This window comes from Methylobacterium sp. (assembly GCF_019750675.1).
Lineage (GTDB): Bacteria > Pseudomonadota > Alphaproteobacteria > Rhizobiales > Beijerinckiaceae > Methylobacterium.
Genome location: NZ_JAIEOF010000292.1, coordinates 1 through 10144, shown reverse-complemented (window position 1 = coordinate 10144; position 10144 = coordinate 1). Strand labels below are relative to the sequence as shown.

Here is a 10144-nt window from a genome sequence, read left to right as displayed (position 1 = left end):
GATGCTGACCCTGCCGATGCTGTCGGCGATGCCGGCAGCGGCTCAGAGTCCCGCCAAGGATTACCTGTTTCAGGAGCAGCAATTCAGCCGGGCGTGCCGCCCGCCGCTGAAATACGCCGCCGGAGCCTGCGTACGGCGCTGTCCGGCGGGCTTCGAGGATATGGGGCGGACCTGCCGGCAGCGCAGCATGCGCGGCGGCGGCGGGGGACGCTGAGGTCCGCGACCGCGCTCGGGCGAGAGGTGTCTGCCTCTCGCCCGATCCGGTGGCCTACTCGGCCGGCTCGAGCACCGGCCGGAGTGCGGTGATCTGCGCGCTTTCGGTGACCGGCGCACTGAGGGCGACGCCCACCTCGAACAGGAGGAGGTCGATGAGCCGGCGCATCACCGGGGTCCCGACCGTGTCGATCATCGTGCGCGCCGCGATACAGTGATTGGCGAGCAGATCCAGCGTCGCCTCGTCGGAGACGCGTGTGGTCTGGGACATGGGTATTCTCCGAATTGGGGACGTGTGTCAGGCTGCGAGGTGGGGGTAGGACGGGGCGAGCACCGGACGAGGGTCGCCGCGCAGGCTGCGCAGGCGCGCCAGGGTGCGCTCGTCGAACTCTGCGGTCGCGGCGATGATCTCCTCGCCGCTGATCGATTGCGGCAATCCGAGGGGCCGCGCGCGGAAGTGCAACTGCACCACGTGCAGGAGGTAGAGGGTCGGCATCTGCAGCACGAGCCGGCGCACGCCGTTGGCCATGCCCCATTCCAGAATGCCGGAGAGCAGCGCCAGGGAGACCGGGTTGACGGCCTTGCCGCGCGCCCGGTGCGAGCGGGCCACGGCCTGACGGGTCCATTCCCAGGTGTCGTGACCGCGGGGAAGTTCGCCTTCGCAAAGCTGGGGCAGAACGTCCGAGAGCAGGTGCGGTCGCATGGTTGGTAGGAGACGGCTGTAGCCGATCACCCGGCCCGCTTCGATCGCCAGGATATGGATCGCCGCCGGCGTATCGAACTGGTCGATCTCACGACCATCCGGCCGCGCAAGATCAGACCAGCCTTTTTCCTCCACGAAGACTGCATGGCGCAGGCGCCAAGCCTGTTCCATTTCTTCACGATACTGATGTTGATTTGCGGCTGTGACGAGATGGATCATGTCGAAACCTCCGTGGGTGGAGCGTTTCTGACAGTTTCGAGAGTGTCACAAACCTACGGAAACCCGTAGGGTCTCGCGCCGGGGCATGCGGGATCGGGGCGCGATCGCGCACGGGCGCCGCGCCGGATCGCGCCGTCCAGCCTTTGCGTGCCATGTGGGTGATGGGGGTATCGGTCGCCCGCGCCGATCAGGGGCGTGCGCTCAGTGGATCAGTCCACGTCGAAGCGCCACCGCCACTGCCTGCGTGCGGTTGGTGGTGCCGAGCTTGGTCCGGGCGGACCGGAGATGGAAATCCACCCCATGGGTCGAGATGCCCATCACCTCGCCGATCTCCCAGTCGGTCTTGCCCTCGGCCGCCCATTGCAGGGCCTCCCGCTCGCGCGGCGCCAGCTTGACCGCCTCCACGGCCGCGTTCCGGCCGCGCAGGCGCAGGAGGTGACCGAAGGCGTAGGTGGCCATGAGGTGGAGCATCGGCCGGTCGGCCGGATCGAGGGCGAGGCGCTCCCCCGACAGGCTGAAGCCGGCGACATCCCCGTCGAGGGTCATCAGCGGCACGGTGATGCCGTCCCGCAGCGCGAACTCGCCCGCCTCGTTCATCACCTTCAGCGCCGCGGCATCGCCGGCAACGCGCGGGCCGAGGTCGCTCCAGGCGAACGGCGTGGTGCTGAAGCCGAGCTGGCGCACGGTGGGATCGTGAAACGCATAGCCGCGCGCGAGGTAGCGCTGACCCCACTCGCTCGGGAAGGTATTCACGAGGACATGGCTGCGCTGCTGGCGCGTGGGCGCCCCACGCTGCGGCACGGTCCCCGCCATGGCGTGCGCGATCCCGAAATCGGCGAGTTCCGCCAGGAGGAGCCGCGACACCTCATCGACGTTCGCGGTGCGATCGAGGGATCGAAGGAAACCGAGGGTCTGGTCCAGCGCTCTTCGGGTCATCGGGCATCCCGCCTGCTCACGGCCCTGTGAAAGGATTGCGATAACTCTAGATTGTCAAGGCTTTCCGCCGTCATCGCTGGCATGCCGACAACCGGAACCGCTCGTCCACAACCTGAGCGCGAATGTCGTTCGGTCGCTCCCGGTCCCCGCTCATCCGAACAGGTCGACCGTATGGAAACCCCGTGCTTCCATTCGCTCCGCGAGCACGCGCCGGTGACAGAGTTCCGGTTCGCGCTCGAAGCAGAGCAGGCAGGTCGGCGCGCGTGCGGCCAGAGCACAAAGCTCGTCCAGCGCGAGGCCGCCATCGGCGGTGTCGAGCACTTCCTCGCAATAGATCCGCCGCATCAGACCCGAATCGTGGGCGCGGGCGGCCTGACGCCCTGCCTTCGGCGTGCCGAGCGCGCGCGCGTGCGCGTAGCCCAGTTCCGCCGCCTCGAGGCCGAGGCGCAGGGCGGTCTTGGAGAATCCGCGCTTGCGCGAGTTCGCCACCGCCCGGACATCCGCCAGGGTCGCGACACCTGCGTCCTTGAGAGCGACGTGGAGACGCTCCGGGTCGAGGCCTTCGTACCCGATGGTGAACAAGGTCTTCACGGTTCCCTCCGGATCACGAAAGCTTGAGCTACGGCCGACACTTAGGGCGGCTCACCCCGGAAACGCCAGCGTGGATGCCCGCGACCGATGTGACTGCGCGGACACGGCTTCCGGAAATCCGCCGCAATGCCGTCAAAGGTCTGTTAACCGCGCCCGGGCATGCCTTAGCCATTGGTGTAGCGCGTAAAAAGATGATGGATCGGGCATCGATGTCGCTGAGGAACGGGTCCGTCTCGACATGCGAGGGTCAGTCCGCCTGCCAGGGGGCACCGCTCGGCCCGCATCGCCGTCCCGTCCGGTCGACGCTCGCGGGCCTGCTTCGGCGCGGTGCCGCCGTCGCCGTGCTGGCGACGCTCGCGGCCTGCTCGGGCACCACGGATTTCTACCCCACCAAGGGTGACGCCAAGCCCCATCCGGGCGTGGCCCGGGCCAAGCAGCATCCGATCCAGGGTATCGACATCTCCAAGTGGCAGGGGCCGATCGACTGGATGTCGGTGCGCGCCGCCGGCACGCAGTTCGCCTTCATCAAGGCGACTGAGGGCGGCGATCACGTGGACGAGCGCTTCCGCGCCAATTGGGAAGGGGCCGCCCAGGCCGGCGTTCCGCGCGGAGCCTACCACTTCGTGTTCTGGTGCCGCTCGGCGCAGGACCAGATGGCCTGGTTCAAGAAGAACGTGCCGAACGATCCCACCGCCCTCCCCCCCGTCCTCGACGTGGAATGGAACGGCCATTCGCAGCTCTGCCCCAAGAAGCTGCCCAAGGCCCAGGCCCTGGCGATGATCCGCTACATGCTCGACGAGATGGAGAGCTACACGGGCAAGCGCCCGATCATCTACACCGACATCACCTTCCACAAGGACGTGCTCGAGGACGAGCTGCCGGATTACCCGCACTGGGTCCGCTCGACAGCCGCCGAGCCCGAGCAGCGCTATGCCAAGCGCAAGTGGATGCTGTGGCAGTTCACCTCCACCGGCCGGGTGCCCGGCGTGCGCGGCGACGTCGATCGCAACGCGTTCTACGGCACCACCGCCGAATGGGCCTCGTTCCTCTCCACCGATTGCGACCCGCGCGAGCACCGCAGACTGGCCGACCGGGGTCTCTGCTCGGGCAAGTGAGTCGAGCCGGGCACCGTCGTGCCGCGGCCACTCTGAATGCGAATGATCCGGCCGCCGGGGGCGGCCGGATCATTCGTCTGCCCTCAGATTCCGGCGCTCATCACCGTGCTGAGCACCGCGCCGAAATGGCAGGCGGTCGCCGCGAGGACGAAGCCGTGCCAGATCGCGTTCTGGTAAGGCAGGCTGCGCCAGACGTGGAAGATCACGCCCACCGAATAGAGCAGGCCCCCGAAGGCCAGGAGCCAGAGGGCATCCGGGCCGAGCCGGCCGATGACCGCGTCGTAGGCCACGACGCCGCTCCAGCCGAGGGTGAGGTAGAGGCCGATCGCGGCGCGGTCGTAGCGGCCCGGCAGCGCCAGCTTCAGGGCCATGCCGATGGCGGCCACGATCCAGACCGTGCCGAGAAGGCCCCAGGCCGGGGTCCCGTCGCCCACGAGGGCGACGAGGGGCGTGTAGGTCCCGGCGATCATGAGGTAGATCAGGGCATGGTCGGCGCGGCGAAGGAGCCATTTGCGCCGGGACACCGGCCACATGTTGTAGGTGGCCGAGACGCCGAGCATCGAGACGAGGCCGGCCGCGTAGATGGCAACGCCCGTCCGCTCGACCCAATCGAGGGGTGAGAGCGCGGCGATCACCACGATGCCGATGGCACCGGCGACCCCGAGGGCGACCCCGATGACGTGAATGGCGCCGTCCGCCAGCATCTCACGGCGCGTGTAGTTCCAGGTTACTCCCGATGGGCGTCCGTCGTCCGCTAATAGCATCGCCGACCTCCGGTTTATCTCCGGAGGCTACGCTTCAATCGGTTGCAGCGTTCCCTGCGGCAAATACCGACTCGTGTTCATCAACACCTATCTTTTGGACGTAGCGCAGTCCCCTGCGTCAGCCCGGAAGGATGCTCGGATAGCGACTGACGATGACGATCGCCCACACGGCGCCGAGCAGACCGGACAGGCCGAGGATGAGAGGCCAGGGATGCGGCTTACGGGGAAGGGAGCCTGGGGCTTCAGACGGACGGGGCGTCGCGATCCCGGGCTGGCCGGGGGTTTCGGATGGGGCTTTCGTGCCGCGTTCGATGTCGGCGTCCTGCATCCAGGTCTGATCCTCTCGTGTTCGGGGTCGGAGCTCCGCGACGGTGAAAGTCGCGGTCCCGACAGGGGCTTTGAACGTGCGAGGGATCAGAGTGGTTCGCTGCACTGCAAATGCGATGTGGTGATGCACACATCGCGAACCGATCAGGCGGCCCGCCCCGCCAGGGTCTCGAAGCCGAAGGGTGTCGTCGGGCTCTCGCGGCTCGGCGCCGCGGTCACGGACCGGGTGGCACGGGCATGGACGGTCGCCATCGTCAGCACCGCCATCGCGAAGACCTGATGCGAGAGGGCGGCCCAGAGGGGAACCGCGAGCAGCAGGGTGACGATGCCCAGGCCGGCCTGCGCGACGACGAGGCTGGCGATCCCCGTGGCACGCCGGGCGAGGCCCGAGCCCGGCCGCGTCCGGCGCGCGTCGAGGGCGTGCCCCAGCGCCAGCGCCAGCAGCAGGTAGGCCGTCAGGCGGTGGTTGAACTGCACCAGGGTGAGGTTGTCGACGAAGTTCTCGATCCAGGGCGAGACCGCGAAGAGTTCGCTCGCGTGCGGCACCAGCATGCCGTTCATGCTCGGCCAGGTGTTGTAGACCAGGCCGGCCTTCGAGCCCGCCACGAGCCCGCCGAGGAAGATCTGCGCCAGCACGAGGCCCATGATCGCCACGGCCGTCACGCGCAGGCGGGCGGGTTCGGCCGTCCCGACGCGCGGGCGCAGGCCTGCGGCGAGCCAGACCAGACCCGCCAGGATCAGGCTCGCCGTGGTGAGGTGCAGGGCGAGCTTGAGAGGCGCCACCGCCGTCATGCCGGGCTGAAGGCCCGAGGCCACCATGATCCAGCCGATCGCGCCCTGCAATCCGCCGAGGAGTCCGAGACCGAGAAGTCCGAGACCGAGGCGGCGGGTCAACGCGCCGCGCCACCAGAACCAGAGCAGCGGCAGGAAGAACACCAGGCCGACGATACGCCCGAGGAGCCGGTGACCCCATTCCCAGGCATAGAGCACCTTGAAGTCGGACAGCCCCATGCCCTGGTTGAGGATGCGGTACTGCGGCGTGTCCTTGTACTTGTCGAATTCCGCCGCCCAGGCCTCCGCCGAGAGGGGCGGAACCGCCCCGGTGACGGGACGCCATTCGGTGATGGAGAGGCCGGACCCGGTCAGCCGCGTCGCGCCACCGACTGCCACCATCCCGACGACTAGGGCCGCCAGAAGGTAGAGCCAAACCCTCAGGGCACGCTGTCCTGCGGCTGGCGGCGACGCCGTCTCACCCGCTGTCGCCACGTACCTTTTGGTCACGTCCGCCTGCGCCACGTCGCATCCCCCATCCGGGCGGACGGCCGTCTGGCCTGTCCGAAGATGGGAAGCGAGTTAGGCGAGGTAGGCGCTGTGGGCAACGCTCTGCGACGACGCACCGTCCGGAGCGGCGGACCGCGCCGCGTGCTCGACCGCGAGGTCCCGATCGCGGTTGATGGAGAGGAGTGCCAGGGTGGCAACGACGAGCCAGGGCCCGGCAATTCCGATGAAGAAAGTCATCCGCCCGCCTCTCCCGCGCTTCGCTTGGCTCCGGATGATAGGCGAGCCGGGCCGCTTCGCAAGCGGCTTCGCGGCGATCAGGTCAGCGTTTGGGCAAAATTCCAGACGAGGCCCGCCAGGACGATCGCCCCGAGGCAGCGCCGCCAAGGGTTCACGCCGCGGATGATTTCGTCCAGGGCCCAATAGGCCAGGGCCAGGGCGCCGAGCCCGCGCAGCAGGAGACCCGCGCGGCCCTCAGGGGCGACCAACCATTCGGTGAGCGCGCAGGCCGCGAAGATGAGGAGCGGTGCGTTCGGCGTCTGCGCGATCGTGATCGCACCGGTCGTCCGGTCACGGAAGAACCAGTCGCGGGCGCGACGGATCGCGCTCAGGTCGGCGTGCCCGTGTCGGCCCGGCGCATGGGGGCGCAGATCTCGGGCGAGGCCTTGTCGAGGTACTGGCAGGCGTTGCGCAGGTACCAGGCCCGGAGTTCTGGCTGGCCGGGAGCCACGTACATGCCCACGAGCACGAATGCGATGGCGCCGACGATGACGAGGGTGAGCAGGCTGCGCATGCGGCGACTCCGGAAGGACAAGTCCGCGTCCATCCTCGCGACAAAGAAACAGCCCGCCCACCGATAAGAGGTGTGCAGGCTGATTAGGCTTGGGAGGAACGAGCGGCTGTTGAGACCTGCCTCGACAACGGCGAGCCGCCGCGATGGTTCCCGCGCTCCGGCCAGGCTCTCGCTCAGGCGGTCTCGAACAGCGGCACGATGCGCATCCCCGGTACCAGGACGAGACCCTTGTCGGTGATGCGGATCTCCGGGATCACCGAGAGCGGGATCAGGTTGAACCCCATATAGGGGATCGTGCAACCGGCCCGGTCCCAGGCTTCCTTGAGCACCCGCACCTCCTCGGCGACGGCGGTGACGCGCTTGTCCGACAGGAGCCCCGCCACCGGCAGCGGCACCAGGGCGACGACGCGCCCGTGCTCGACCACGCAGACGCCGCCCTGGATCTCGGTCAGGGTGTCGAGGGCGACGCGCATGTCGCCCTCGTTCAGGCCCGCGACGATGACGTTGTGCGAATCGTGGCCGACACTGCTCGCCACCGCGCCGCGCTTCAGCCCGAAGGCGCGGAGCAGGCCGTGGGCGAGGTTTCCGGCCCGGCCGTGCCGCTCGATCACGGTGACGAAGCAGAGGTCGTTCTGCGCCAGCGTCGCGGCCCAGTCGGGGCCGGGCACGAGGTCGACGACCTCGTGGGTGAGCTCGATGCCCGGCAGCGTGGTTCGGATCGCGTTGATCCGGCACGGTCCCGCCGGCAGGTCCGGGATCAGGGCGGGCAGCGGGTCGGGCAGATGCATGGTGGCGTAGGCCTGCGCCGGGTAGTGATAGGGGCGCGACAGGGCGGCCTCGAGGATCGGCGTGATTCGCCGGTTCTCGACAACCAGCTCGCCGCCATACCAGGTGGATTGCGGCACGAGATCGTCATCGAGGAGCACGAGGTCGGCGCGCCGACCACCGCCGAAGCCGCCGACCTCGCCGTCGAGGCCGTAGCGGGTGGCCGGGTGCAGCGAGCCCATCGACCAGGCCTGCACCTTCGGGACGCCCATCCGCATCGCCTCGCGCACCACCCAGTCGAGGCCGAAGGCGAGGAGGTCCTGCGCGTCGCGGTCGTCGGTGCAGACACAGATCCGCTTGGCGGCGGCACCGTACTCGACCATCGTGCCGATGGCCTTGGGCAGGCTGTGCCAGGGCGTGGTCGGCGGACCGCCGCGCAGGTAGATCCAGACGCCCGCCTCCAGGAGGTCGTCGGCGATGTCGCGGTCGATGGCCTCGTGCGTGTCGGTGACGCCGCTGGCCGCGTAGGCGGCCACGAAATCGCGCCCGTAGATGTGGCCCGAGACCGGGCGGCCGCGTTCCAGGGCGGCCCGGATGATGGCGTGGGCGCGGGGATCGCCTTCGCAGACCGCAACGAAGTCCATCTTTTCGCCGAGGCCGATCGCCTCCGGCCAGGCATCGAACAGGGCCGCGATCTTGGTCGCGTCGAGGTCGCCGCCCGCGGTCTCCAGTTCGGGCGACGTCGCCGGCACGGTGCTCGGCACCGTGAGGTAGATGTTGAGGGGCGCCGCGCGGGCATCCTCCAGCATCCAGGCGATGCCGTCGCTGTCGAGCACGTTGCCGATCTCGTGGCTGTCGCAGACGATGGTGGTGGTGCCGTTGAGGAGCGCGGCCTCGGCGTAGGCGCAGGCCGTGACCATGCTGCTCTCAATGTGCAGGTGCGGGTCCACGAGCCCCGGCGCGAGCAGGCCGCCGGCGAGGTCCTGGCGCGGCGCCCCGCCCCGGTAGGTGCCCGCCGGCTTGACCGCGGCGATCCGCCCGCCGGCGATCCAGACCTCGCGGTCGGGCAGGATGCGCTCGGAATAGGTCGAGAGCAGGCGTGCGCCGGTGAGGACGCGGTCCGGCTCCGCCCGGCCCGAGGCCACCGCCGCGAGGTGGCGCGTCATGCGGCTCAAGGGTTCGACGGAAAAGCGCGTCAGCGTTCGCGTGTCGGTCATGCGATCTCCGGAGGTGGGCCGTGCTGCCGCGCATGCATCGTGCCAGAGGCGCCGCGCGCGCGACAGCGGCCGCATGCGGCTTGTCAAAGGCGCCGTCCGGCACCATCTAGGCGTCATGCCGGTCGCGGCTCACGTCGCTCGATCGGAGACGGCCACGATGCAGGGCCAGGGTGACGCCGGATGTACGCGCACCCGCCACGCCCGCATCCGTGGCCGTTGGCATTTTCCCCGTCAGCCGTCCCAGTTCGAGCGTCGTTTCCCCATGGCCAAGCGTACCAAGTCGAAACCGCAGGAGCGCGGCTCCGTCCTGTTCGACGTCCTCTACGAAGACGAGTCCCGCGCCTCGAACCGGCGCGTTCCGATGGAGATCCTCGGCGGCCTCGACGGCGACGCCCCGGCCCGCGAGCTCATCGAGGAGCAGGACCGGGCGATTTCCGAGAAGTCCGGCCGACCGCTCCGCGCGATCCGCAGCCTCACCCGCTCTCCGCCGAGGCCCATCAACGTCGGCGACGAGTAGGCCCCGCGCCCCGGCTCAAGCTTTCTTCAGGAAGGCGGTCTTCAGGACCAGGCCCTTCACCTTTTCGGCGTTGCATTCGATCTCCGCCGGATCGTCGGTCAGGCGGATGTTCTTGACCAGCGTGCCGCGCTTCAGGGTCGTGGAGGTGCCCTTCACCTTCAGATCCTTGATCAGCGTCACGGAATCGCCGTCCGTGAGCTGGGTGCCGTTCGAATCCCGTACCCCGTCCATGGCGATGCCTGCCTCAGCGCTCGGCTGGGACGTAGGGGCGGCCCGCATCGACTAGGGCCCGGTCGACGGCCTCGATGGCGAGAAGGATACGGGTCAGGTCCTCGGCGGCCGAGGGGGCGGCGGCCTCGCTGGCCCCGATCCGGCGCGCGAGCGCTCCGCGCTGGCGGGCAAGGCTGGCCCGGGCCAGGTTCATGGTTTCGATCTCGTCCGACGTCATGCTGTCCTCGCCCCTGCGGCCGCCCCGGAGGGCTTGGCGTGAGCGATGCGGTCTTTACGCGCCCGATGCAACTGCGTCGCGTGCGCAGGACGGCATGGTTTCGGGGACCGGGCGCCCCCATTCTCGGAGCGCCCGGCAACGTCGACGGATCGGTCAGTCGTTCTTCACCATGCCGTCCGGTCCGACCTTGATCTTCTGCTCACGGTCCGTGAGCGCGACCTTGATCTCGTACTCGACGGCCTTGCCTTCGCGCTCGAC

16 protein-coding genes and 1 pseudogene are annotated in these 10144 nt (G+C 69.0%); 3 read left to right on the top strand and 14 right to left on the bottom strand.

From position 1 onward, the window contains the following. Position 1 precedes the first annotated feature (1 nt). A complete protein-coding gene (locus tag K2X24_RS15265; protein ID WP_292499221.1) occupies positions 2 to 214 on the top strand; it encodes a hypothetical protein in 213 nt (70 codons plus the stop codon). Positions 215 to 268: 54 nt separating this feature from the next. Here the strand turns inward: K2X24_RS15265 and K2X24_RS15260 are convergent, their stop codons facing one another. The 4 genes from K2X24_RS15260 to K2X24_RS15245 all read right to left on the bottom strand — a co-directional run bounded on the left by K2X24_RS15260 (position 269) and on the right by K2X24_RS15245 (position 2653). Beyond that, positions 269 to 484 (bottom strand): hypothetical protein, encoded by a 216-nt coding sequence (locus tag K2X24_RS15260; protein WP_292499220.1) that lies wholly within the window; start codon positions 482 to 484, stop codon positions 269 to 271. Between the two features lie 27 nt (positions 485 to 511). Continuing rightward, the gene (locus K2X24_RS15255; protein WP_292499219.1) at positions 512 to 1135 is read right to left on the bottom strand and encodes an acyl-homoserine-lactone synthase; all 624 of its coding nucleotides are present in this window, start codon (positions 1133 to 1135) and stop codon (positions 512 to 514) included. A 201-nt stretch (positions 1136 to 1336) separates the two neighbouring features. Next, positions 1337 to 2071: a LuxR family transcriptional regulator gene (locus tag K2X24_RS15250; protein ID WP_292499218.1), complete on the bottom strand. Its 735-nt coding sequence runs from the start codon at positions 2069 to 2071 to the stop codon at positions 1337 to 1339. A 150-nt stretch (positions 2072 to 2221) separates the two neighbouring features. Continuing rightward, positions 2222 to 2653 carry a DUF488 family protein gene (locus K2X24_RS15245; RefSeq protein ID WP_292499224.1) on the bottom strand — a complete coding sequence of 144 codons (432 nt, stop codon included), beginning with the start codon at positions 2651 to 2653 and terminating at the stop codon, positions 2222 to 2224. A 218-nt stretch (positions 2654 to 2871) separates the two neighbouring features. On the opposite strand from K2X24_RS15245, the gene K2X24_RS15240 reads away from it, so the two are divergent. After that, on the top strand, positions 2872 to 3777 hold the full coding sequence (locus K2X24_RS15240) for a GH25 family lysozyme (RefSeq protein WP_292499217.1): 906 nt from the start codon (positions 2872 to 2874) through the stop codon (positions 3775 to 3777). An 83-nt stretch (positions 3778 to 3860) separates the two neighbouring features. Here K2X24_RS15240 and K2X24_RS15235 read toward each other — a convergent pair whose 3' ends face one another. The 7 genes from K2X24_RS15235 to K2X24_RS15205 form a co-directional block, all read right to left on the bottom strand. Then, positions 3861 to 4541 (bottom strand): hemolysin III family protein, encoded by a 681-nt coding sequence (locus K2X24_RS15235; protein ID WP_292499216.1) that lies wholly within the window; start codon positions 4539 to 4541, stop codon positions 3861 to 3863. Positions 4542 to 4659: 118 nt separating this feature from the next. Then, positions 4660 to 4869: a hypothetical protein gene (locus K2X24_RS15230; protein ID WP_292499215.1), complete on the bottom strand. Its 210-nt coding sequence runs from the start codon at positions 4867 to 4869 to the stop codon at positions 4660 to 4662. A gap of 143 nt (positions 4870 to 5012) precedes the next feature. Beyond that, on the bottom strand, positions 5013 to 6134 hold the full coding sequence (locus K2X24_RS15225; RefSeq protein WP_292499214.1) for a COX15/CtaA family protein: 1122 nt from the start codon (positions 6132 to 6134) through the stop codon (positions 5013 to 5015). An 87-nt stretch (positions 6135 to 6221) separates the two neighbouring features. Then, positions 6222 to 6386: a hypothetical protein gene (locus K2X24_RS15220; protein WP_292499213.1), complete on the bottom strand. Its 165-nt coding sequence runs from the start codon at positions 6384 to 6386 to the stop codon at positions 6222 to 6224. 77 nt (positions 6387 to 6463) lie between these two features. Further along, a complete protein-coding gene (locus K2X24_RS15215; protein WP_292499223.1) occupies positions 6464 to 6748 on the bottom strand; it encodes a hypothetical protein in 285 nt (94 codons plus the stop codon). Positions 6749 to 6753: 5 nt separating this feature from the next. Further along, a complete protein-coding gene (locus K2X24_RS15210) occupies positions 6754 to 6939 on the bottom strand; it encodes a hypothetical protein (RefSeq protein ID WP_292499212.1) in 186 nt (61 codons plus the stop codon). 173 nt (positions 6940 to 7112) lie between these two features. Beyond that, positions 7113 to 8921, bottom strand: coding sequence for an adenine deaminase C-terminal domain-containing protein (locus tag K2X24_RS15205; protein ID WP_292499211.1), 1809 nt, complete (start codon positions 8919 to 8921; stop codon positions 7113 to 7115). Positions 8922 to 9183: 262 nt separating this feature from the next. Here K2X24_RS15205 and K2X24_RS15200 point away from each other — a divergent pair, with 262 nt between their 5' ends. Then, positions 9184 to 9438 (top strand): hypothetical protein, encoded by a 255-nt coding sequence (locus tag K2X24_RS15200; protein WP_292499210.1) that lies wholly within the window; start codon positions 9184 to 9186, stop codon positions 9436 to 9438. A gap of 15 nt (positions 9439 to 9453) precedes the next feature. On the opposite strand, the gene K2X24_RS15195 is transcribed toward K2X24_RS15200, so the two are convergent. The 3 genes and pseudogenes from K2X24_RS15195 to K2X24_RS15185 form a co-directional block, all read right to left on the bottom strand. Further along, the gene (locus K2X24_RS15195) at positions 9454 to 9675 is read right to left on the bottom strand and encodes an alkylphosphonate utilization protein (protein ID WP_292499222.1); all 222 of its coding nucleotides are present in this window, start codon (positions 9673 to 9675) and stop codon (positions 9454 to 9456) included. Positions 9676 to 9682: 7 nt separating this feature from the next. Next, the gene (locus K2X24_RS15190; RefSeq protein ID WP_238282644.1) at positions 9683 to 9886 is read right to left on the bottom strand and encodes a hypothetical protein; all 204 of its coding nucleotides are present in this window, start codon (positions 9884 to 9886) and stop codon (positions 9683 to 9685) included. A gap of 153 nt (positions 9887 to 10039) precedes the next feature. Next, positions 10040 to 10144 (bottom strand): annotated as a pseudogene (locus tag K2X24_RS15185) (peptidase M4); the annotation flags it as partial.